This is a genomic window from Pricia antarctica (assembly GCF_900101815.1).
GTDB classification, from domain to species: domain Bacteria; phylum Bacteroidota; class Bacteroidia; order Flavobacteriales; family Flavobacteriaceae; genus Pricia; species Pricia antarctica.
Window position 1 is genome coordinate 247,261 of record NZ_FNAO01000003.1, and the last position, 24,409, is coordinate 271,669.

Genomic DNA, 24,409 nt, shown 5'->3' on the forward strand with positions numbered 1-24,409 from the left:
TACAAGTTCAGAGTTATGAGTTATGAGTTATGGAGTCAAAAGGCCGTCCATTGCGCCTTTATTTACCGCCCATGCCTCTTCTCTATGTTATTTTATATTCTTCTAAAATTAGGCGGTTATTCCTTTGGCCGCCTTGATAACTTCCTCCGCGATACCCGATGGGGTCTCGGCATAGTGCGAAAACTCCATGGTCGAGGTTGCTCTACCAGATGATAAAGTCCTCAAAGAAGTTACATAACCGAACATTTCCGATAACGGCACTTCACCTTTGATTACCTTGGCACCTGCCCTGTCGCTCATATTGGAAATCGTTCCCCTTCTTCGGTTCAAATCACCCACGATATCACCCATGTTTTCTTCCGGGGTCAAGACTTCTATCTTCATAATCGGCTCCATAAGTACGGCACGTGCTGCTTTTGCAGCTGCTTTATACCCCATTTTTGCCGCCAATTCGAAAGATAGCGAATCGGAATCCACTGCGTGAAAAGAACCATCTCGCAAGGTCACCTTCATACTATCCATTTCAAATCCGGCCAGGGGACCGTTCTGCATCGCCTGCTTGAATCCTTTTTCCACGGATGGGATAAATTCCCGAGGGATGTTACCTCCTTTAATTACATTGACAAACTCCAATCCCGTCAGTTCTGGATCATCGCTTGGCTCCATCGTAAAGACGATATCGGCGAACTTACCACGACCACCGGACTGTTTTTTGTAAATTTCCCTGTGATCGGCAGCTCTGGTCAAGGCCTCCTTATATTCTACCTGGGGTTCACCCTGATTCACCTCAACTTTAAACTCCCGTCGCAAACGATCGACAATAATATCCAAGTGCAACTCCCCCATACCTGAAATAATGGTTTGGCCGGAAGCTTCGTCGGTCTTTACCTGAAAAGTGGGATCCTCTTCGGCCAATTTGCTAAGGGCCATCCCCAATTTATCGACATCCGCCTTGGTCTTAGGTTCGACCGCGATACCGATAACGGGATCTGGAAAGTTCATACTCTCCAAAACGATAGGATGCTTCTCGTCGGAGAGCGTATCCCCGGTCTTAATATCTTTAAACCCAACAGCTGCACCGATATCACCGGCGCCGATGGAATCAACGGCATTTTGTTTGTTTGAATGCATTTGGTAAATCCTCGAAATACGCTCCTTGTTTCCAGAACGATTGTTCAAAACGTAGGATCCGGCATCCAATTTACCTGAGTACGCCCTAAAAAATGCCAACCTTCCTACGAATGGATCGGTAGCAATTTTAAAGGCCAATGCTGCGAAAGGCTCCTTAAGATCAGGCCTTCTTTTTTCTTCTTTTTCGGTATCGGGATTAATACCAATAATAGCCTCCTTATCCATTGGGGAAGGCAAATATCTACAAACGGCATCCAACAAAAACTGCACACCTTTATTTTTAAAAGACGAGCCACAGATCATGGGAATGATACTCATATCCATCACTGCCGCCCTTAAAGCTGCATGTACTTCATCTTCGGTGATAGAATCTTCATCCTCAAAGAATTTTTCCATCAAATTCTCATCATACTCGGCAACCGCCTCGATAAGAGCCGCACGATGTTCTTTGACCTCGGCCTTCATTTCTTCGGGTATGTCGATTACGTCAAACGTCGCACCGAAATTATCTTCGTGCCAAACAACGGCACGGTTTTTCACCAAATCCACAATGCCCTTGAAATCGGCCTCGTCACCAATCGGCAATACGATTGGCACGGCATTGGATTTCAACATTTCTCGAATTTGCTTACCTACACCGAGAAAATCAGAACCCTGACGGTCCATTTTATTAACGAAGGCAATTCTTGGCACCTTATAGTTATCGGCCAGTCTCCAGTTGGTTTCGGACTGAGGTTCAACTCCATCGACCGCACTGAACAAAAACACCAAACCATCAAGCACCCGCAGCGAACGGTTTACTTCAACCGTAAAGTCAACGTGCCCGGGAGTATCGATAATATTAAAATGATACGGATGGGCATCTTCGGTAGGCTGTGCATTCTCCATTGGAAAAGTCCACGAACAGGTCGTGGCCGCGGAGGTAATCGTTATACCGCGCTCCTGCTCCTGCTCCATCCAGTCCATCGTAGCGGCACCGTCATGCACCTCGCCAATTTTATGACTTACCCCCGTATAAAAAAGGATACGCTCGGTAGTCGTTGTTTTTCCGGCATCGATATGTGCGGCGATACCAATATTTCGTGTATATTTTAAATCTCTTGCCATTTTTGACTTTACTGTGTTTTGGCTATTCTACAAGCAGCCCCCATCCAAAAAAAGGGATGCCTACTATACCTATATTATATTACTTAAAATCTAAAGTGGGAGAACGCCTTATTGGCCTCTGCCATTTTATGTGTATCGACACGTTTTTTAACCGCGGCGCCTTCTTCTTTTGAAGCGGCCAAAACCTCGGCGGCCAACTTTTGGGCCATTCCTTTTTCATTGCGCTTTCTCGAATAGCTGATCAACCATTTCATAGCAGTCGAAATCTTTCTATCCGGACGGATCTGCATAGGAATCTGGAACGTTGCGCCCCCTACCCTTCTGCTCCGCACCTCGACGTGGGGCATAACATTCGAAAGGGCATCCTTCCAAAGTTCCAAGGAAGTTTTTTCCTCATCGTTCTTTTTTTCCTCTACAATATCCATTGCATCATAGAACACACTAAAAGCGACTGATTTTTTTCCGTCCCACATCATCATGTTCACGAAACGTGTCACCAGTTGATCGTTGAACCGGGGATCCGGCAACAAGGGTCTTTTTTTTGCCTGTTTTTTTCTCATTCTTACAAGTTTCAGATAGAAGGTTACAAGTTACAGGTTGAAGTTTCAAAACATTTTAACTCCGTACCCCTAACCTTTACACCTTGTACCTCTTTTAATTTTTGGGTCTTTTTGCTCCGTATTTCGATCTTCGTTGGGTTCTACCCGCAACACCTGCGGTATCTAAGGCACCCCGAACGATATGATATCGAACTCCTGGCAAATCTTTTACCCTTCCGCCCCTTACCAATACTATCGAGTGCTCTTGGAGGTTATGTCCTTCGCCGGGTATGTAAGCGTTCACTTCCTTCCCGTTCGTCAATCGAACACGGGCCACTTTTCTCATGGCCGAGTTCGGTTTCTTGGGTGTGGTCGTGTAAACACGTGTACAAACGCCCCTGCGCTGGGGACACGAATCCAAAGCCGCCGATTTGCTCTTCTTGGCAATCGTGGACCTTCCTTTTCGTACTAATTGTGAAATTGTTGGCATACTAACTATATGTATGAAAAATTAACCCTTTGTTTAAGGGCTGGCAAATGTAAGACTATTTCATAGAAATTCAAATCGTGGGGGAATTATTTTAAAGGTTTTTTTTAAAGACTGTTTTTTACATCACAACCAGGCTCAACATCATCTTCTTAACATGTTTTTTTATTCGGATAAAATGGATAATACACCTGAGCAAGGAAAACTTATGAATTAAAGAAATATTCCTAACACCTATCAAAGCCACCAAACCCATATAAGGGTCGCCTATCTCATTCAAAACCCCAAAACCTTCTCTCAAAACCAAAATAAATAACTACTCTATCACATTTATTACGAACGGCATCCCAAAATCAAATATTTGCATAATTCGTAATTGGTTAACAACTTCGCTCAATAATAGTCGATTTGATATTATGTAATATGCAAAATTGTTACAAATAGAACACACAACACCGCCTTGGCAATGGAAATTTAACAATCAAAAAGCTATGCGTGCATAACTTAATGTTAAAAATACTTGGATAATTAACTTAGATCTAGCACTTTTGCGTTAAGCTAATTCAAATAAACATAAAATGAGAGCAAGACACAAAGGATTGCTGACGCTTTTACTGGCGTTAGTCGTGCAATTATCTTTTGCACAAGAAAAATCGGTGACCGGTACGGTGACGGATCAAAATGGCCTCCCGTTACCCGGGGTCAATATTTTAGTTCAAGGTACTACCAATGGTACCCAAACTGATTTTGATGGGAATTATACGATTTCCGCAAATGAAGGAGACGTACTTCTATTTACGTATATCGGACAAGCCGATAAAGCGGAAACTATTGGCGCGAGCGACACCGTCGATGTGCAGATGGTAGAAGACGCACAGGCGCTGGATGAAGTTGTGGTTACAGCCTTGGGCATTTCCAAGGAGAAACAAGCGCTGGGTTATGCTACTACCCAAGTTACGGGAGATGAAGTAAATACGGCTAAGGAAACTAACTTTATCAACTCGCTTTCCGGTAAGGTTGCGGGCCTTGATATCAAGAAAAGTAGCTCACTTGGTGGATCTTCCAATATTATTCTTCGCGGGTATACTTCCCTTACGGGGAATAACCAGCCTCTATTTGTTGTTGATGGCACTCCAATCGGCAACGATAATGCCATATCAACAGATCAGGATACCGGTCGAGGGGGCTACGATTATGGTAATGCTGCAATGGACATCAACCCCGAAGACATTGAATCGGTAAACGTACTAAAAGGTGCGGCCGCCTCTAACCTTTACGGATCGCGAGCTGCAAACGGCGTTATTATCGTTACAACGAAGAAGGGGTCGAAAAGCAAAGGGCTTGGTATTACCATTAATTCGGGTGTTACCTTGGCCAATTATGATAAGGACACTTTTCCTAAATACCAAAATCAGTATGGTGCCGGTTACGGACCTTTCTACGGAAACGGCCCAGGTGATTATTTTTCCGCATTGGATGTCGATGGTGACGGTGTTGATGATTTAACTACGCCTTTTACGGAGGACGCTTCACAAGGTGGCGCCTTTGACCCTAATTTATTGGTATACCAATGGGATGCCTTTTATCCCGAATCCCCGAACTATCTTCAAGCGACCCCTTGGGTGGCCCGAAAACACGGTCCGGAATATATTTTTAATACCGGCGTTACCTTAAGCAATAGTGTTTCGGTATCCGCAGGTAGTGAAACCGGTTCCTTTCGTCTGGGCTATACCAGTCTTGACCAAACCGGTATTGTACCTAATAGTAAAATTAAAAGGAACAGTATCGATTTCAATGGCTCCCAACAATTATCCGAAAAACTTACTGCTGGCGTAAAAGCCACTTTCACCAAAACGGATGGTAAAGGCCGATATGGTACTGGCTATGATGGCAAAAACATCATGCAACAGTTTCGACAATGGAACCAGATTAACGTAGATTATAAACAACAAGAAGAAGCCTATTTCGATACAGGACGTAATATTAGCTGGAACTATGGTGGTAATCCACTTACCCCGGAAGGACAGGCAGCCATTTTCTTTGATAACCCATATTTCACGCAATACGAGAATTATGAGACGGATACTAGAAACCGCCTATTCGGTAATATCAACCTGAACTATGATGCTACGGACTGGCTAAGTATCACTGGTCGAACTTCTTTAGATACCTATTCAGAGTTTCAAGAAGAAAGACTGGCGATTACCAGTGTGGGTGTATCCCAATATGAACGCGTTAACCGTACCTACACGGAACTTAATTACGATTTACTCTTCAACTATGATTTTGATTTAGCTGAAAAGCTTACGCTGGACGGTGTAATAGGTGCTACCGCACGTCAAAATAGCATCGAAGCGGTGAGAGCGTCCACTAGTGGTGGTTTGGTCGTTCCAAAATTATACTCTCTAAGCAATTCTGTTAACCTATTGGAGCCTCCAACAGAGGATTTAGACAAGCTAAAGCAGTATGGCTTTTTTGCCAACGCATCTTTCGCTTATGATGGTTTTCTATATCTAGATCTTTCAGGCCGTTATGATATTTCATCAACGCTACCAGAGGATAGCAATGGATTTTTCTATCCGGCGGTATCGACCTCTTTGGTCTTTTCCAAGCTCTTGAACGTAGATTGGTTATCATTGGGTAAATTTAGAGCTAATTACGCGCAAGTAGGTAACAGTACAAGACCATACCGCGTATTTGATACTTATTTTAGTCCAACTAACTTCTCTGTTCCTTTATTCTCGGTTGCGAGTCAAAAAAGTAACGATAATCTGGTGAATGAATTATCCGACTCGTTCGAGTTAGGATTGGAAATGACCTTTGCCAATAAGCGAGCAGGTTTTGATGTCTCTTATTATAAGACCAATACGATTGATCAAATTTTTCCCGTTACAGTAAGCCGAGCAACCGGTTTTAGCTCAAGAGTTATCAATTCCGGGGAAGTTCAAAATGACGGTATTGAAGCCGCAGTCTTTGTGTCTCCGGTGAGAACCGAAGATTTTGAGTGGAGAATCAATGCTACCTGGGCCAAAAACAATAGTAAAGTAATTTCGCTATTTACAAATGAGACAACAGGTGAAAGTGTTGACAATGTTCAATTGGGCTCATTTCAAGGCGGTATCTCCGTTAATGCCACCGTGGGTGAACCTTACGGAAGCATTTGGGGATCTAATTTCACCTATTTAAGGGATGCTGAGGGCAACATTACCAACCCTAGTCCGGTAATTAATGCGGAAACTGGGAAATATGTCCGGGATGCAACCCCCCAGCCCATTGGCGATATCAATCCCGAATGGAAAGGCGGTGTGAGCAATACGCTTACCTATAAGAACTTATCGTTCAGCTTTTTGATCGATGTGCAAAAAGGTGGCGATGTGTTCTCGTTAGATACTTGGTATGGTTTTGCAACGGGTGTTTATGATGTAACTGCTGGCTATAACGAACTTGGTAATCTCGTACGTGACCCGGTCGAAACTGGAGGCGGGATACTTTTAGAGGGTATCAATCCCGACGGAGCGCCGAATACCACACGAAGTTTGGTGGATTTCGAAAATGCATTAGGATATCGTTCGGCACCCAATGCCTTGCATGTTTACGATGCTAGCTATGTCAAACTAAGGGAGATGACGTTGTCTTATAAATTACCGGCAGCGCTTCTTAAAAATATTCCTATTAACAATATGACGTTCTCTTTAACGGGAAGAAATCTTTGGATTATCGACAAAAACATGCCCTATTCTGATCCGGAAGCTGGTTTAAGTGCCGGTAACCTTCAAGGGTATCAGTCCAGTCCGTATCCTACTTCTAAAGAATATGGTTTCAACATACGATTTGACTTTTAAACATACAACTATGAAAAAACAGATAATATTATTTCTAACATTGTCATTGACAATCTCCTGTTCCGATTTTGGGGATTTAAATCAAGACCCGAAAGCAGCGACATCGGTACCGCCGGAAACACTGTACGCGAATGCCACAAGGAATCTTGTGGACCTTATGACCGAGAGCAGTGTCAACACTAATATTTTCCGCTTTATGGCGCAATCTTGGACATCGACAACGTACACCGATGAACCTAACTATGACCTTAAGGTACGTGATCAGCCCGGTGATCATTGGGATACATCCTATCGCGATATCCTTAGGGATTTAGACGAATCGCGGAAGGTGATCAACGCAAGCGAGAACGGAGGGATTGACCCAGCAGTCATTCAAAACCAATTGGCCTCTATCAGTATCTTGGAAGTCTTTACGTATCACGTGCTGGTAGATGTTTTTGGTGATGTTCCCTTCACGCAAGCTTTGGACATCAACAACGTAAACCCAATGTACGATGACGATGCTGCAATCTATAGCGCAATTAGTACACAATTGAACGAAGCTATTAATAGCATTGATGTCAACGCGGGTTCTTTTGGAGCTTCCGATTACCTTTACGGTGGGGATATGGCTGGGTTTAAAAAATTCGCAAATTCACTTAAATTAAGAATGGCGGTCCGTATTGCCCGTGTTGACGCCGGTACTGCGGCCACAATGGCTAGTGAAGCCATTGCAAGTGGAGTTTTCGAATCTAATGCAGATAATGCCAACTTCCAATATTTAGATGGTTCGCCAAACGCCAACCCCGTTTGGACGGATTTAGTCGAAAGCGGAAGACAGGATTTTATTCCCTCCGATATTGTAGTTAATATTATGGTCGGTCTTGATGACCCAAGAATACCTATTTTCTTCAGACCCAATTTAGGTGAGGGAGTTTATAAAGGGGGTGCCTACGGCGAAAACGCACCGTACGCCACCCACACCAATTTGGGTGATATATTCCATGAGCCTGATACCGAAGGTATTTTAATGGATTATCCAGAAGTTTCCTTTTTATTAGCGGAAGCCGAAGAATTAGGCCTTGCAGATCCAGCGGGTACTCCTGAGGAGAACTATAATGCTGCGGTAACTGCTTCCCTTGAATATTGGGGTGCGGAAGGTGCCGCGGCCTATCTTGCACAACCTAACGTGGCTTACGCAACCGCTTCAGGTTCGTGGCAAGAGACCGTAGCCGTGCAAAAATGGATACATCTTTTTAATAGAGGGTTTGAGGCCTGGACAACATATAGGCTATACGGAGCACCTGATCTTAAAACCACTCCATTTTCTAACGAGCAATCGCCAAGAAGATACACCTACCCCAACGACGAACCATCGGTTAACGGACCCGGATATACGGCCGGTGCAAGCGCCATGGGAGGTGATGAAAAAACGTCTCGGGTATTTTGGGATGTTCCCTGATATCTAAATTGAATTCATTTTTAAAGCCTACTTTTACGAGTAGGCTTTTTTTTTAAACTATCCCGAAATGCTTGATGACTGTTTGGACAGCTTGGCTTAATTTAAACGTGTTTTTCAACAATTATAGTTATATTTCGTATTCGAATCCATCGCAATGCGCCCTAGTCGTTTCTTGATTACAATAACGGTATTTCTTCTTGTCCAATGTTCTTTTGCGCAAAGGGAAGCCAGTAGATGGTATTTTGGAAACGGTGCAGGGTTGGATTTTAACAGTGGTGTTCCCGTTGCCTTGACCGATGGCCAACTGAATACCCATGAAGGCTGCTCGACCCTATCGGACCAAAACGGTAATCTTCTGTTTTATTCCAATGGTATAGAGGTCTGGGACAAGGCACACCGATTAATGCCTAATGGCACTGGACTTTTAGGACACGAATCAAGTACACAATCGGCGATTATCATTCCGAAAGAAGGTTCCAAAACCCAATATTACCTATTTACTGTAGATGAGCCTGACCCCGAAGAATCCGTCAATTATGGACTAAACTATACGCTGATAGACCTATCGTTACATAATGGTTTTGGCGATGTGGTCACTTCCGAAAAAAACATGCCTTTGATTACCTATAATCAAAGCGACCCTGCCGAAACGCTACTCAAATGCTCCGAAAAAATCACCGCGGTACAGCATAATGATGAACGCTCCATCTGGGTTATCACCCATTTTAGGGATACTTTTTATGCTTTCGAAGTGGATGAAAATGGAGTCAACACCACACCGGTCACCAGCAAGACCAACACGATCGTACCTACCGGTGGCTATAAACAAAATGGGATAGGTTACTTAAAGGTATCCCCTGATGGCAAGAAAATAGGAGTTGCCCATAGTCAGGTGAGTTCTAGTAATTACGCCGGCCCTAAACTACCGGGTATACAGACGGGTAAAGTGTTATTATACGATTTTGATGCCAATACGGGACGGGTTTCCAATGAGCTGACCCTGATGAGCAATAGCGTACCCTACGGCATTGAGTTTTCTCCAAAGTCTACCAAATTGTATACTACCGTTAACAATTATGAAAACGACGGACGGCCATTGGGTAGCTCCCTATACCAGTTCGACCTTTCCGCAAGCAACATTATAAAATCCAAAGAAGTGATCAGTAAGTCTACCAATGTCGCCGGGGGCCTGCAATTGGCCATCGATGGAAAAATCTATCGCGCCGGATATCCGGTCAGTGGATTTGGATTCAATATTTCGGTCATTGAGAATCCCGAATTGAAAGGGGCCTTATGTAATTTTAAACAAAATACGGTTTCCCTTGATGGAAAAGCAGCTGAATTGGGGCTTCCCCCATACGTTCAATCCTTTTTCCTGTTAAAGTTCGAATTTACCAATGTATGTTATGGAGATGCTACCGAGTTTATGATTACCGGGGATGCTCCTTTCGATTCCGTTGCGTGGGACTTTGGGGACGGAACCACCAGCACAGAAACATCCCCTAAACACACTTTCGATGCACCTGGAGACTATACGGTGTCACTGATAAGGTATGCAGGCGGTGTTGCATCCGACCCCGTATCCAAAGACATCAACATCTACGACGCTCCTCAAGTACCGGCAGAAATGGCAGAATATTTTCAGTGTAACGAAGACCCGAACAAAAATGGTATAGGCATATTCAATCTGAATCAAATCAACACCACCGTAAGTCTGGATACCGACCAGATCATAAACGTTTTTTATTACAAAGACCTCATAAGTGCAGAAGAGGATACCACAAATGCGAACGCATTAGCTTTTCAATACACCAACACCAAACCCGATGAAATTCTCGTGGCGAAAGTTGTAAACCCTATCAGTGGTTGCCAGAGTTATGCGGAAGTTCAATTAAAGATGAAACTTAGCGCCCGTTTGGACATAGCAAACATGAAAGGTTGCGATCTGGGCGATGGGAAGGGAGAATTTCACTTTGATTTAAAAAGGGAGGCTATCAGTAACGAATTGAACCTCTCAGAAAGTAGTTCGATCCGGTTTTACACCTCTGAGAATAAAGCAAAAGTTGGCACCGAAGACTATTTGCCGGACACCTATATCTCCGGCAGCGAGACCATATATGTTCGCATAGACCACGAAAATAGTTGTTATGGTTCCGGGAAATTCGACCTTGAAATAGAAGCGTTCGCCGTTGCAGCGAATCAAGAAGTGCTACTATGTGGTTCTGAAAACTACGGGACGACGCTTACCGCTGGCATTGATGTGGGCCCCGAAGACAAAAACACCTACCTTTGGTCGACCGGAGCCAGCACTTCTACTATTTCTATTAAAGAGTCCGGGAACTATTCCGTGATGGTAACCAATGCCATCGGGTGCACCTCAGAAAGCTTGATTTCGGTAATCGAGACCGAACTTCCAGAAATTGAGAATATCGCCGTTACGAATAATAGGCTCGAAGTATTCATGACCGGAAGTGGCCCCTATGAATATACGATCAATGACAAAGATGGCACCTATCAAGAAAGTCCCATTTTTCAAAATTTACCTTCTGGAATCGTTACCGTGTTCGCAAGAAATAAGGATGGCTGTGGTATTACGTCTCGCCAAGTATCGATTATTGCCTACCCTAAGTTCTTTACCCCTAATGGAGATCAAGTCAACGACTATTGGCAGTTAGATGGGTTGAGTTCTGAATTTGACCTTCAGTCCCCGATTTTCATTTTCGACAGATTCGGCAGCCTTCTGGCCCAAATCGATCCTGTTTCGTCAGGTTGGGACGGAAACTTTAAAGGTCGACCGCTCGTCTCCTCGGATTACTGGTTCAGCGTAGCATTAGATAACGGCAGAACACTCAGAGGCCATTTTACCCTAAAAAGATAATACACCTATCGCTATGAAAAAAAATCGAAGGTTTTACTTAACCCTAGCCGTTATTGCCACCCTATTCTTATTCGGATGCAGCTCAGGTGATTCATCCAACGAAAACGAAACCCCGCCCGAACGAACTTTTGAAGATGTCGAAAAGGATTTTTCAGCGTTGGAGGTCAAAGAGGGAATTTCGGACTTTAGTATTCCGGTGCCCGGCGGACTGGCCTGGAATTTCAGGGTCATTGCGCCGGATATTTCGGATGGCACCAAAAAACCTTTATTTGTGAATCTTCACGGCGCAGCTGGCGGGGACCCCAATGCACATAAGTCTACTTCTTGTTACGTAGAACCAGGACTCGAAGGCATCGAAGCCTTTGTGATAAGCCCTAATGGTGGCACCAACCAATGGCAAGAACCCATTAATCAATCGCAAGTAGTCGGTCTAGTGACATTAGCGCTAAAATATTGGGACATCGATCCGACCAAAGTAGTGGTTTTGGGATACAGCAATGGTGGAAACGGTAGTTGGTTCTATGCGGAAACCCGACCGGAACTATTTTCGGCCGGAATTCCCATGGCCAGCTCCTACAGCACTATCGGCCCAGATGGGCAACCTAGAAAAATCGATATCCCACTGTATGTTATCCACGGCGAGAATGATGAATTATTTCCGTTGGCAGAAACCCAGGCTTGGGTCGACCAATCTGTAGAAGCCGGTAGCACTATTGAATTTGTTGTCGCACCCGGTTTAACGCATAACCAAGCCTGCGACTACGTTCCCTATCTGAAAGATGCGATCGAATGGTTAAATACTTCAGTCTGGTAAGAATTCGATTATCTTTGCACTATGCAAAATAAAACCCAAATCTACGGCATCCGCGCCGTAATAGAGGCCATAAATGCCGACGAGCCCATTGATAAGGTCTTTATCCAAAAAGGACTGAAGGGTGACCTGTCGAAGGAATTGGAAAGCTTGATCCGTAAAAGCGGTATCAACGCATCCTACGTACCGATCGAAAAACTAAATCGCCTGACCAAAAACAATCATCAAGGGGTCGTGGCCAATATCTCCCCCATTACATTTTATGGGTTAGAGGAACTTGTTGAAAAAGTGCTCAAAAGTGAAAAAATCCCACTTTTTCTATTACTCGATCAACTCTCCGACGTCCGCAATTTCGGGGCCATCATACGGACGGCGGAATGTACCGGGGTCGATGGTATTATCATACAAAAAAAGGGAGCGGCGCCGGTTACGGCCGATACCATAAAAACTTCGGCCGGAGCGGCTTTTAAAGTACCTATTGCCAAGGTTGACCATATCAAGGATGCCGTTTTTTATTTGCAAGCGAGCGGAATTACGGTAGTTGCAGCCACCGAAAAGACCGATAACACGGTTTATGACCTTGTCTTCACAGAACCCTGTGCCATTGTTATGGGGTCGGAAGATCGGGGTATCTCCCCTTCTACCCTGAAGGCTGCGGACCAGTTAGCAAAACTGCCATTGTTGGGCGAAATCGAATCGCTGAACGTTTCGGTAGCCTGTGCGGTTTTTTTATATGAGGTGGTGAGACAGCGGAGACAGTTTTAGTAGGTAGAGCAATGTGCAATGTGCGGTGCTCCGTTCGGCAGTGGGTGAATTTGTATGATGAACCGCTTTGTTGAACTAGCCTATCAAAGCCATCATTCTTGATCACTTTTTCCTCTAGTTTCCTTTTTAAGATGATAGATGATTTCAATTGGTGCTTTGTCCCCATTACCTTCATCCTTTGTTCTTCCAACAAAATTACCCTCGGCATCGAACTGTTGCAAAAACTCGTCGGCTTCATCGTTATAATCTTCGTGTTCCCATTCGTACTTTTTCGGCGGGGGAATATCTGATTTCATGAAAAAAGCTAGGGCAAGTCCAGCTAAAAAACCGCCCAAATGACCTTCCCAAGAAATACCATCCGCTACCGGAAAAATATACCATAGCATACTGCCATAAATAAAGACTACAATCAGTGAAAGGGCAATTAAACGGTAGTGTTTTGTGAAAATCCCTTTAAAAAAAATAAAACTGGCCAATAGGTAAATTACACCGCTGGCACCGATGTGATACGAGGGTCGGCCAATGGCCCATGTAAAGAAGCCGGATACCAATATTCCGATAAGCAGTATTCTCAGGGAAATATTCCGGTAGAAATAAAACAGGGCGGCGGTCAAGACCGCCAAAGGAATGGTGTTGTTGTAAAGATGTTCGGCCGAACCATGAATAAAAGGACTAAAAATAATACCCTTTAGTCCTGAAATTTTTTGAGGATATATGCCGTACTCGTTCAGGTTGACCTGAAATCGAAGTTCAATCCAAAAAACCGTCCAAATGCTTATCACCGCAATTAAGGGAGCGATAACGACTGCGTTGGTGAACTTAAAATACTGATTTTCGGACATACTCTCAAAATTAGCAATAAGTTCGCCGATAATGTAAAAACTGAAATATTGGCACATCCAAAATCGAAAAACAAATACTGTAAATATCTTACTTTTGCATTATGAATTCACCCCTAGCGGAACGCGTACGCCCGAAAACCCTTGAAGATTACATCAGCCAACGGCATCTCGTTGGCGAGAACGGTTCCTTGACCGGACAGATTAAAAAGGGAATGATTCCCTCTTTGATTTTATGGGGACCACCAGGAACAGGCAAAACTACCTTGGCCAATATCATCGCCAACGAAAGCGAACGGCCTTTTTATATATTGAGTGCCATAAACAGTGGCGTGAAAGATATTCGCGAGGTCATCGACAAGGCCAAACAGAGCGGTGGACTTTTCACGGCCAAAAACCCCATTCTATTTATTGACGAAATTCATCGTTTTAGCAAGTCGCAACAAGATTCCCTTTTAGCGGCCGTGGAAAAGGGATGGGTGACTTTAATCGGGGCTACGACCGAAAACCCGAGTTTTGAGGTGATTCCCGCCTTACTTTCCCGTTGTCAGGTGTACGTGCTCAATCCTTTCGGAAAAGAAGACCTGGAGGATTTACTGAAAAGGGCCATAAAGGAAGATTCCGTTTTAAAGTCCAAAAAAATTAATTTGAAGGAGACGGAAGCCCTTATGCGGCTTTCCGGCGGTGATGGACGGAAACTTTTGAACATTTTCGAACTGGTCGTTAATTCCGAGGATGGCGATACGATTACCATCACCGATGAATTGGTCTTGGGCAAGGTGCAGAGAAACACGGTGCTCTACGATAAAACCGGGGAACAGCATTACGATATTATATCGGCTTTTATCAAGTCCATTCGCGGGAGCGACCCTAATGGAGCCGTTTACTGGCTCGCAAGGATGATTGAAGGTGGGGAAGATGTCAAATTCATTGCGCGGCGATTGCTGATTTCGGCATCTGAGGATATCGGACTGGCCAACCCGACCGCCCTGGTCATCGCCAATAGTGCCTTTCAGGCGGTCACGACCATTGGTTATCCCGAAGCGCGGATCATTTTGAGCCAATGCGCCATCTACTTGGCCACTTCCCAAAAAAGTAACGCCAGTTATGCGGCCATTGGCAAAGCGCAACAAACGGTGCGACAAACCGGGGACTTATCAGTACCCCTACCCCTGCGCAACGCCCCTACCAAATTGATGAAGGACCTAGGTTACGGGAAGGAATATAAGTATGCCCATAACTATCAGAACAATTTTGTAAATGAGGAATTCTTACCGGAAGATCTATCGGGGACTTCGTTCTACGAGCCGGGAAACAATTCTAGGGAGAATGCGATTAAGGAGTTTTTGGACAAACGTTGGAAGGGGAAATATAATTCCTAAAACTTAATATCCAGTTCCTCGGAAATAAGGTTACCCCTTGAATAGTATTCAAAGAACCAGGTTCCGTTTTTCTTGAAAACCGTTCCGCTCGTATCGCCAACTTTGGCCATATAGAAATCGGGCATCGAGGTTTTTTCAATTTTCATCCTAATTTTTGGGGTACTATCTACCAGTTGGTATCCGTTAGGCAATTCTTGGGCATACAGCGTTCCGGATGCAAGGGTTGAAAGTTCAGAATCCTTTCCCTGTTTCATCCCCGAAGTTGCTGACTTATCTTTGCCTTCCCCTTTGCTTATATCCGATTCCCCCGAATTTTGGTCATTATAACTTAGTTGTTCTTCGTTGCCCTCTTGTTCGACGATCTCGGTTTTCGGCTCCGCCTTTTTCAGGTCCGATGGCACGGGTCGCCTATCGACATAGCGCTGATTTTCACGCGTGGCTTCCTGCTCGACCATGACATCGGGCCGGTTTGCGGCTGAATGGTTTTGGCGCCTTTCTTCCGCTAATTTCTTCACGTCGTTTTTCATACTGACGGTGATGGGCCCCGAGTTTTCTGCTTTGCCATTATAGGCGTAATTCATGGTGTCGAAAGATGTAAAGGCCTCCCGTATTGCCTCTCCATATGATTCTTTATAATCTTTTTCCTTGCTTTTGCCTTCTTCGGTGGTAAATACTTCCTCTCCGCTACAGTTTTCCAGCTTTATAATAGCTTTGGTGGTAAACATGGAAGATCCATCGACCAATTTTGCCCGAAGGCCCAAACAGCCATTGTCTTTAAGATCTTGGGGAAGCGCATCTTCATAGACCGCCTCAAAGCCCTTTTCGACAAAAAGATATTTGACCAAAGTGCTGGTCTGGTATTGGTTCTCACGCTTGAATTCCGCAAATTGTTTGGGTACGACGATGTACTTGTAATCATTAAGTTGTTCTTGGGCCATACCGGTCAGGGATATTAGAAAGAATAGTGCTACTATCGTATTTTTCATATAGAATTGCGTTGAATCATTAGTGTCCGGTAATGATACTAAACCCCCGAAGCTTCGGGGTTGCTAGAACCAAGAACCAAGACTGAAAATTAAAGGCTATCGAGTAAATTATTGTCAACAATTATGCCATGGGATGTTTCGCAAATAAAATCAAATGTATATCATAACACCTAAGTAGGGTTATGGTAGAAGTTTGAAAACGGCAAAATCGATTAATTACATCATTTCTTGCCCCAAGATATAATATTTAATCCTAACTGAAAAGAAGTGTATCGGCTATCCGCGAGATTGCGGTAGGCAAGCAGGTTATCGGCCATGGCGTAAAGGTTTACGGGGCCTAATTGAAAGTTAAGACCCAGACCGAGGTTGGTGTATGAGAACTTATCGACCGTATACGTTCCCTTTACCGCCAAAATATTGCCCAAACGTCTTTGATAAAAGGCAGTTAACGCGGCCTGCGGACCTCTTGGACGATTGATTATGTACAATTGACCTCCTACACTATTGGCATACTTTGAACGTAAACTATTGCGCGTTGCATTTATACCACACTCGCAATTACCCCTTCTTGCGACCTGTTCCCCAAAATTATAGCGCACGGAAGCGTACAATTTTGTGGGTCTGAAAGCGATATAAGACTGCGAATTCTCTTCATAGGGCACGAAAGATTCGATGTCATCGACAAGATTTTCCCAAAAATCGGTATCTGGATTTATGGTTTCCTCAGGGGTCACGACCACGCCTTCGACCGTAGCAGTGCCTTTTAAGGTGTAGTTCTTGGTATCGTTTGTATGGTAGATAAAGCCGAGATCTAACAGGCTTCCGGTCAGTACGGTCTGTTCGTTCAAGTGATAGGTGAAGCCTACATCGACCCCTACACCCAGATTGCCCCCGAACAGGGCCCTTTTGATTGCGGTACCGGCGATGTTATCCTCTTCATTAGCATCGTAAAGTGCTTGTAAACCCGATGTTCTGAGGACCATATCGGTATTTAGGGTACTGGCAAAGATGTTGTTCTCCCCTTCCGTAGTCACGAAATACCCTTTGTTTTTGGTGGAGTTGAAATCGAAAATACTAGAGTAGATTTTGGCCCTTCCGCCGATGGTCAGGTCGCGATCTACCCTTTTGTTAACGCCAAAATGGAAAATATTCACTAATTCCCCGCGCGTCTTTAAATGGCTGACATCGAAGCGTTGGTTCAGACGATCAGCGTTTCCCTCAAACCCCAAAATGGCATAATCCTTAAACCAATAGCCAATAGCATCGCCTTCAAGATACATTCCCCCGGAATAAAAAATATCGGGATCTCGGCCCCGAAATCCGAAATTCAGGAATTCCATCTGAAAGGTGCCACTGAGCTCATCCGTGGGTTTCATACCAAACACGGCACGATCGCGGACCTTATCGTTAATGCTAAGTCCGTCATTAGCAAAAATATCGTTTACCGAAATACCGCTGGAACCGGCCTGCAGCATAATGCCTGAAAGCGCAGGAACCCCGCTATACCATTGAAAATCGGTTTCCATACCGGGATTGACCATACCTGCTTGCGGGATTTCCACAAAATCGTACAGCAACTGCTTGTTCTGGCCCTGCACAACGAGACAGGACCAAAAAAGGACAACAAAAAGTAATTGGGAGATTCTCATTTTATATCTACTCGGAATTTTCCGCTTGATTTCAAAATGATTTTAGGATCGGGCAAGTCCGAGGTGCTTGTACTATCGCCCTCATTCGTGGCCGTGACGCGTATACTCGAAGTAAATTTGATGATATTGATGTTTTTTCCTGAATTGCCGTACGCAATATCAAGTCGGTATTCACTACCAGGTGCTACAGGGGGAATATTCTCAACATCAATAACCCCACCGTCAGCATTCAACAACTCAACGCGCACCCTAATATCATCCTTACTAGTGGTATTCTCCACGATATAGGTAATCGTACCATCTAGCACTCTTTTCGCAAAAACATCGGAGCTGAATGCATCAAAATTGAAGTCTCTGGAAATTATATCGACATCACCGGCAGCATTGATAAAAGATTCCGGTGACTCGATGTAAAGAATACTGGCCTCTAAGGTAGGGGTGAGATTTAAATCGTCATACTGACCAAAATCCTGATCTTCGATACAGGAGACCAGGGTGGTCAGGCACAGAGAAAAACAGAGTACATATCTTAAAAATGAATTCATTTGCAAACCTTGATAAATGCCGAAAAGAAGAGGCAGTGTTCCTTACCCTTATAACTCCATAAAAAGTTTTTTATTTCGTTCAGGTCATGAATCATTTCGCAATTTTCGGGCAGCGGAGCATTATGTCCGTTGAAATGTAGGATATGGAAGCCGACGGCTAATTAACTGTTGTACTTATCTAAAACCTCTGTATAAAGTGCTTTCCAATCGACCTTATGCTGCGTACCTAAAAGTTCGTTGGAGAAAACCGATACAAGGCTACCGTTGACCTTTTTTATTTCTTGGTAAAGCACATCCATGCGTTGTAGGATGGTATCTTTACCTCCGACGTTCGTAAAGGCATAATCGTGAAACGTAAAAGGGTGTATGCGTATGGGCTGTTGGATTTCTAAATTCATATCATAAAAATAAAATGGGGTACAGGTACCTGCGCGAAATCCGGGTTCGTGCGTATAGCCCATCGTATAGTCGTCACTAAAACCCGCCTCTATCAGTGTGCGGTAGGTATCCGGCAAATTGCAGCGGTTATAGCGCATGCGACAGGTATCTATCGGCCTATTGATTACCCCGCTCAATCTTTTCTTTTCCTTTTTCAAGAGGTTAAAATTGTTGAAGGAACTGTATGAGGCGGCCAAGGCGACCTTGCTGTAATCGGCGATGTACTTAATCAAAAACCGGAACTTGTTACTATTCGGCGAAACGTTTTTATCGTAAGTCGAATAGGTCGCGAACTGGAAGAAAAATAAACTCTTAACTACACATTTTTTATGCAGTTCGATCAAGAATGCAAAATTATCGTACGGATCTTTCTTCGGATAAATCAAAACTTTGATTCGTTCCGCCACCCGACCCAACCTCAAGAATCCCAAATCATAGAAAAGGCCAGAGATGGTTCTAACGAAGCCTCGGTGTGCAAAAGCATGCGAGGTGTTGACATCGATGACCGAGGTATAGGAATAAGATCTGGATTTGCGTTCCATTTCGGGAAACCTATCTTTTAGGACTTCCAGAAGCTTATAGGCCCAAATATCGACTACGGGCGACTGTAAAAACACATGGCGATAGGCAAGGCTTTCTTTTGGTGGAAATCTTCCATGAAGGTCCTTGACATGCGGCAAGTATTCTTCATAACGGCTTATCAGATAAAAACTGGCCGAAAAAATATCGAAAGGAATAGTACTGCGTTCCCCTGCTGCGAAGAAGCAAGGTACACCTTCCCATTCTGAAATCTTGATATTAAAGTCATTAATGCCCTGTTCGAACAACAGGTCGTTGCTCCGTACAAAAAATTCGTTCTGAAGCGGCTGTTTGGTGTAGGTAATCTTAGGCCCTGTATGCTTTATAAAATCCTCAACTTTGGTGGTAAAGGACACTTCGATTCCCAAAATACGTGTGAACACTTGCTTCATAATATACGTGAAGCGAGGGGTGATTTTATGGGTGTAGATTAACAGCATCGTAGTTCAAATTCCAAAAATACAAATTTCAAATTCCAAGGGAAAGTAGGCAGTGGGCAGTGGCGGTCCGCGGTTAAGCTACCAAGTAGCGATCGACCTTACATTTTTTCGGTATGCCATAGATTTACTGCTTACTTACAAAACTCCTTCGTCCGCAAAGCTAAAATAATCTTTTTCGGTAACGATGATATGATCTAAAATAGTTATATCCAATGCCAAAGCGGCCCGTTTTAGTTTCGCTGTGACATCCCTATCCCCTTTGCTGGGCTTTAGGGTTCCGGAAGGATGGTTATGTGCCAGTACCAAAGCTACCGCACCTAGTTCGAGTGCTTTCCTCATGACGATGCGTACATCGACCAGGGTGCCGGTAAGTCCGCCTCTGCTGAGTAGGGCGCTAGTCAATACTTTATTGCCGTTGTTCAGATAGAGAATCCAAAACTCTTCATGCCCTAAATCCCCCATTCGGGGCTGTAGGAGCTCAAAGGCATCGCGGCTACTGTTGATTTTGGTAATTTTTAGGACTTCCCCATCCCTTCTTCGCCGTCCGATTTCTAAGGCAGCAATAATGGTCACTGCTTTGGCTTCCCCAATACCGTGAAACTGCGTCAGTTGTTTTATGGATAATTTTCCCAACTCGTTCAGGTTGTTGTCGGCCGAGACCAAAATCCTTTTAGATAGGGCAACGGCACTTTCGTTTCTGCTTCCCGAACCGATAAGGATCGCGATCAGTTCGGCGTCCGAAAGGGCGGACTTCCCATTCTGCACCAGTTTTTCCCTTGGTTTGTCGTCGTCGGACCAGTGTTTTATGGAGAAGGAAGGTTCTTTCTGTGGCATGCGTGAGGCTGTGTTAATCAGTAGCGGTTAGTGGTTAACGCAGATTGAAGCAGGATATTACACTAATTCCGCGACTTCCTCCAAATCAAGCCCCCCATAATTACCGGAACTCATGAGCAATAAGACGGAATCGGTATAATTCTGTTTAAAAACAAAGTCCTTAAAGGAGGATGCCTCGGTGAAAATTTGCAGATCGTCGCGCTCAAAGGCATCCGAAATCTGTTGGGGGGAAACCGGATCCAGTTTTTTGATGGAAACGGATTCCGGTAAATAGAAAACGGTTGCCATATCGGCGGCATCCAAAGCACCTTTATATCCTTTCAAAAACTCCGGTTCAAAACTGCTGTAGGTATGGAGTTCGAGGCAGGCAATTAATTTTCTGTCGGGGTATTGCTCTTTTACGGCCCTAGTGGTCGCGGCCACCTTGCTGGGGGAATGGGCAAAATCCTTATAAATAACGCTTGTTTTTCCTTCCGCCAACTTTTCCAGACGCTTCGAGGCTCCCTTGAAGCTGGCAATGGCCTCGTAAAAATCGTCTTCGTCGACCCCCATGTTCTGGCAGATCCACTTGGCACCGGCGAGGTTGCCCAGGTTATGCCTACCAAAGACCTCGATGGGCATCGGGCCTTCGGGGGTTTCCAAAAGGGTCTGTCCGTTTTCGACGGTATATTCAGGAGTTACATACGGCAATTTCCGGATAGCGTTGTCGGAAGCCTCTACCACTTTTTTCACCTCCGGGTCTTCTTCATTGTAGGTAATACTTCCGCCTTTGACGATGCTATCCACAAAAATCCGGAATTGGTCCACATAATTTTCGAAAGTGGGAAACACGTTGATATGGTCCCACGCAATACCGCTCAACAAGGCGATATTAGGTCTGTACAGATGGAATTTCGGACGCCGGTCGATCGGGGAGGACAGGTATTCATCCCCTTCCAAAACGATAAAATCATTTTCTTCGGTGAGATGCACCATTCGGTCGAAGCCGTCTAACTGGGCGCCGACCATATAATCGACATTGCGGTCGTGATAATCTAGCACATGCAGGATCATTGAAGTAATCGTGGTTTTACCATGACTTCCGCCGATAACCACCCGAGTCTTATTTTTGGACTGCTCGTACAAGAATTCGGGATAGGAATAGATTTCCAATCCTATTTCCTGCGCTCGCAACAGTTCGGGATTATCGGATTTGGCATGCATCCCCAAAATAACGGCATCCAATGCCCCGTGAATCTTAGCGGGAAACCATCCAAATGCCTCTGGAAGTAATCCTTTTTCGGCCAAGCGCGACTTAGAAGGTTCGAAAATGACATCATCGCTTCCGGTGATGGTGTACCCTTTATGCTCAAGGGCCAAGGCCAGATTATGCATCGCACTGCCACCAATGGCTATAAAGTGGATTTTCATTTCCTAACGGTTTTTGCCAAAGATAACAAAGGATGTTAAAAGAAAAGGGAAGAAAGAGATGCCGTTTAAATCTTACCAGGAATGAATTATCTGGCATTGAATGGAATCTAGGCCGATGTGATTCTAAAATATCCGCTTAAAACGGCATCGCCACCGACCGCGTTATCGCCAAAGGCTACGGCGAATCAAAACCCCTCGTAAAATGCGCTACCGAAGAAAGCTGTAGTGAAGAAGACCACGAATGGAACCGGCGCTGTGAGCTGGTGATCGTGAAATGGGACTAAAGGAATGTTCGAAACACCAAAAAGTACAAAACACCATATTGCCGATTTACTTGCATGATATACCAAAAAGATATACTTTTACGGATATTCTATCCTAATAGCTATGAAAGCAGTATCCTTAAAAATAGACGACGCTATTTTCAGCGAAACGGAGAAAATTATTTCCGAGATGAAAATGCCCAGAAACAGGTACATCAACGAGGCCATAGATTTCTACAATCGGTTGCAAAAAAGAAATTTGATCGAAAAACAACTTAAAAGCGATTCATATGCCGTCCGTGAAGAATCGATGAATGTACTCAGGGAATTCGAAGACTTAGGCTATAATGATTAAAATTTTCGAAATATGGATTGCCGATTTAAACCCTCGAATTGACACGGAACCGGGTAAAAAAAGACCGGTACTAGTAGTTCAGAGCAATCTTTTGAACAAAATCCCGCATCCTTCAACCATTATTTGTCCGATAACAACCCATACCAAAAGTGAAGCCCAAATTTTACGGGTATCCCTAAAAAGAGGACAGGCCAATTTGAAAAAGGATTCCCATGTGCTTATCGATCAAATCCGGGCAATAGACAATCAAAGATTGGTTGAAAAACTTGGTTCTTTGCCCATAGATTTGATCGATGAAGTACGAAGAAACCTATCGATTGTTCTTGATCTCGATTGAATGGAAAGCGCAGACCTGATTTCTTATTATCTTCGTAGATAAAATTAAAAATAATGGCTATAAACCTCTCCACCCTCCCTTCCAAAGAAATCATGCCCGGCCTTCATGGCAAACTGGTGCATACGGAAAATATGAGCCTTGTCTTTTGGGAGGTCGAAAAAGGCGCAGAAGTGCATGAACATGCCCACATGAACGAGCAGGTAATGCATGTTATCGAAGGAAAATTCGAATTAACTTTGGATGACGAAACCAACGTTTATCATCCGGGCGATTTAGTCGTAATTGCACCCTACAAAAAGCACAGCGGAAAAGCATTGACGCCATGTAAGTTGATGGATGTTTTTAGTCCGGTCCGAGAAGAATACAAATAGTTTGGGGTATGGTATTTGGTAAAACGAACACTCACTCATAAACCAATAAATTCACAGTTACTGAACCTGGTCGAAATATAACCTTTTGTTCGTTTAGTCCGAGCGTCGGAAAAAATCGTTTCCTAAAAACTAATTAAAGATGAATATTACCTTAAAGGGAAAAACAGCTCTAGTCGGCGGCAGTAGCGGCGGCATCGGCAAGGCCGTTGCGATTCAGCTTGCGGAAAGTGGTGCCAGCGTCACCTTGATGTCACATAGCGAGGCCAAATTGGAGTCCATTGTTGCCGAACTTCCCACCAATCAGGGACAAACGCATCAATATGTAGTAGTGGATTTTTCAGATTTCGAGGGATACAAAACAAAAATATCCAGCTACTTTGATAGCAATTCGGTGGACATTCTCGTCAACAACACCCAAGGTCCCGATGCCGGAAACACCTTGGAGAAACAAGTGCCCGATTATCAGGAGGCCTTCGACCTGCTTTTTAAAATTGTGGTTTTCACTACGGAACTGGCCTTAAAACACATGATTGAAAACAATTGGGGCCGTATTATCAATGCCGCCTCGGTTTCCGTAAAAGAACCTTTGTCGTATCTGGCATTATCGAACACGATCCGGGCGGCCGTGGTCACTTGGGCCAAATCCTTGGCCAGCGATGTGGGCGAATATAATATTACGGTAAACAGCATCCTAACCGGCTATTTCGACACCGATCGCATCCACCAGCTCAACGCTAAAAAAGCGGAACAGCAAGGTATTTCCCAAGCCGATGTCCGTTCGGATATGGAAGCGAAGGTACCTGTAAAACGTATTGGCGACCCTAAGGAATATGGGTATTTGGTGGCGTTTTTGGCTTCCGAACAGGCAGCATTTATTACTGGTACACAGATTCCCATAGATGGTGGATTGTTAAAGTCACTTTGATATTTTTAGGACGGACATCCCTCACCCAAAACCCGCGATCCCTAATTTGAGGTTG

At 44.3% G+C, this 24,409-nt stretch carries 20 protein-coding genes; 10 read left to right on the forward strand and 10 right to left on the reverse strand.

The window, feature by feature from the left end; translation table 11 throughout:
• Positions 1-108: 108 nt before the first annotated feature.
• From fusA to rpsL, 3 genes are all read right to left on the reverse strand, one after another.
• Positions 109-2,238 (reverse strand): elongation factor G, encoded by a 2,130-nt coding sequence (gene fusA, locus BLT07_RS06410; protein WP_091866939.1) that lies wholly within the window; start codon positions 2,236-2,238, stop codon positions 109-111.
• A gap of 83 nt (positions 2,239-2,321) precedes the next feature.
• The gene (gene rpsG / locus BLT07_RS06415; protein WP_091866940.1) at positions 2,322-2,798 is read right to left on the reverse strand and encodes a 30S ribosomal protein S7; all 477 of its coding nucleotides are present in this window, start codon (positions 2,796-2,798) and stop codon (positions 2,322-2,324) included.
• 94 nt (positions 2,799-2,892) lie between these two features.
• A complete protein-coding gene (rpsL, locus tag BLT07_RS06420; protein ID WP_091866942.1) occupies positions 2,893-3,267 on the reverse strand; it encodes a 30S ribosomal protein S12 in 375 nt (124 codons plus the stop codon).
• A gap of 575 nt (positions 3,268-3,842) precedes the next feature.
• On the opposite strand from rpsL, the gene BLT07_RS06425 reads away from it, so the two are divergent.
• The 5 genes from BLT07_RS06425 to rlmB all read left to right on the forward strand — a co-directional run bounded on the left by BLT07_RS06425 (position 3,843) and on the right by rlmB (position 13,001).
• Positions 3,843-7,106: a SusC/RagA family TonB-linked outer membrane protein gene (locus BLT07_RS06425; protein WP_091866944.1), complete on the forward strand. Its 3,264-nt coding sequence runs from the start codon at positions 3,843-3,845 to the stop codon at positions 7,104-7,106.
• Between the two features lie 10 nt (positions 7,107-7,116).
• A complete protein-coding gene (locus BLT07_RS06430; protein ID WP_175455271.1) occupies positions 7,117-8,547 on the forward strand; it encodes a SusD/RagB family nutrient-binding outer membrane lipoprotein in 1,431 nt (476 codons plus the stop codon).
• A 154-nt stretch (positions 8,548-8,701) separates the two neighbouring features.
• Positions 8,702-11,425: a T9SS type B sorting domain-containing protein gene (locus BLT07_RS06435; protein WP_091866947.1), complete on the forward strand. Its 2,724-nt coding sequence runs from the start codon at positions 8,702-8,704 to the stop codon at positions 11,423-11,425.
• Positions 11,426-11,438: 13 nt separating this feature from the next.
• Positions 11,439-12,239 carry a carboxylesterase family protein gene (locus tag BLT07_RS06440; protein ID WP_091866949.1) on the forward strand — a complete coding sequence of 267 codons (801 nt, stop codon included), beginning with the start codon at positions 11,439-11,441 and terminating at the stop codon, positions 12,237-12,239.
• 21 nt (positions 12,240-12,260) lie between these two features.
• Positions 12,261-13,001, forward strand: coding sequence for a 23S rRNA (guanosine(2251)-2'-O)-methyltransferase RlmB (rlmB, locus tag BLT07_RS06445; RefSeq protein ID WP_091866951.1), 741 nt, complete (start codon positions 12,261-12,263; stop codon positions 12,999-13,001).
• A 92-nt stretch (positions 13,002-13,093) separates the two neighbouring features.
• Here rlmB and BLT07_RS06450 read toward each other — a convergent pair whose 3' ends face one another.
• Positions 13,094-13,843, reverse strand: coding sequence for a rhomboid family intramembrane serine protease (locus BLT07_RS06450; protein WP_091867352.1), 750 nt, complete (start codon positions 13,841-13,843; stop codon positions 13,094-13,096).
• Between the two features lie 101 nt (positions 13,844-13,944).
• On the opposite strand from BLT07_RS06450, the gene BLT07_RS06455 reads away from it, so the two are divergent.
• Positions 13,945-15,222, forward strand: coding sequence for a replication-associated recombination protein A (locus BLT07_RS06455; protein ID WP_091866953.1), 1,278 nt, complete (start codon positions 13,945-13,947; stop codon positions 15,220-15,222).
• On the opposite strand, the gene BLT07_RS06460 is transcribed toward BLT07_RS06455, so the two are convergent.
• The 6 genes from BLT07_RS06460 to BLT07_RS06485 form a co-directional block, all read right to left on the reverse strand.
• Positions 15,219-16,208 carry a hypothetical protein gene (locus tag BLT07_RS06460; protein ID WP_091866955.1) on the reverse strand — a complete coding sequence of 330 codons (990 nt, stop codon included), beginning with the start codon at positions 16,206-16,208 and terminating at the stop codon, positions 15,219-15,221. The two genes, BLT07_RS06455 and BLT07_RS06460, sit on opposite strands and share 4 nt — an antisense overlap.
• Positions 16,209-16,429: 221 nt before the next feature.
• Positions 16,430-17,857, reverse strand: coding sequence for a DUF5723 family protein (locus BLT07_RS06465; RefSeq protein WP_091866957.1), 1,428 nt, complete (start codon positions 17,855-17,857; stop codon positions 16,430-16,432).
• Positions 17,854-18,402, reverse strand: a complete 549-nt coding sequence (locus BLT07_RS06470; RefSeq protein WP_091866959.1) for a hypothetical protein — start codon at positions 18,400-18,402, stop codon at positions 17,854-17,856. Before BLT07_RS06470 ends, BLT07_RS06465 begins: the two co-directional genes overlap by 4 nt.
• A 161-nt stretch (positions 18,403-18,563) precedes the next feature.
• Positions 18,564-19,859, reverse strand: coding sequence for a polysaccharide deacetylase family protein (locus tag BLT07_RS06475; RefSeq protein ID WP_091866961.1), 1,296 nt, complete (start codon positions 19,857-19,859; stop codon positions 18,564-18,566).
• Between the two features lie 135 nt (positions 19,860-19,994).
• Complete coding sequence (gene radC / locus BLT07_RS06480) at positions 19,995-20,693, reverse strand: RadC family protein (RefSeq protein ID WP_091866963.1); 699 nt, start codon at positions 20,691-20,693, stop codon at positions 19,995-19,997.
• Positions 20,694-20,750: 57 nt separating this feature from the next.
• Positions 20,751-22,103 carry a UDP-N-acetylmuramate--L-alanine ligase gene (locus BLT07_RS06485; protein ID WP_091866965.1) on the reverse strand — a complete coding sequence of 451 codons (1,353 nt, stop codon included), beginning with the start codon at positions 22,101-22,103 and terminating at the stop codon, positions 20,751-20,753.
• Between the two features lie 387 nt (positions 22,104-22,490).
• On the opposite strand from BLT07_RS06485, the gene BLT07_RS06490 reads away from it, so the two are divergent.
• From BLT07_RS06490 to BLT07_RS06505, 4 genes are all read left to right on the forward strand, one after another.
• Positions 22,491-22,721 (forward strand): hypothetical protein, encoded by a 231-nt coding sequence (locus BLT07_RS06490; RefSeq protein WP_091866967.1) that lies wholly within the window; start codon positions 22,491-22,493, stop codon positions 22,719-22,721.
• Complete coding sequence (locus BLT07_RS06495; protein WP_217633296.1) at positions 22,714-23,058, forward strand: type II toxin-antitoxin system PemK/MazF family toxin; 345 nt, start codon at positions 22,714-22,716, stop codon at positions 23,056-23,058. Before BLT07_RS06490 ends, BLT07_RS06495 begins: the two co-directional genes overlap by 8 nt.
• A gap of 53 nt (positions 23,059-23,111) precedes the next feature.
• Complete coding sequence (locus BLT07_RS06500) at positions 23,112-23,429, forward strand: cupin domain-containing protein (protein ID WP_091866971.1); 318 nt, start codon at positions 23,112-23,114, stop codon at positions 23,427-23,429.
• A 139-nt stretch (positions 23,430-23,568) separates the two neighbouring features.
• The gene (locus tag BLT07_RS06505) at positions 23,569-24,354 is read left to right on the forward strand and encodes an SDR family oxidoreductase (protein ID WP_091866973.1); all 786 of its coding nucleotides are present in this window, start codon (positions 23,569-23,571) and stop codon (positions 24,352-24,354) included.
• Positions 24,355-24,409: the final 55 nt, after the last annotated feature.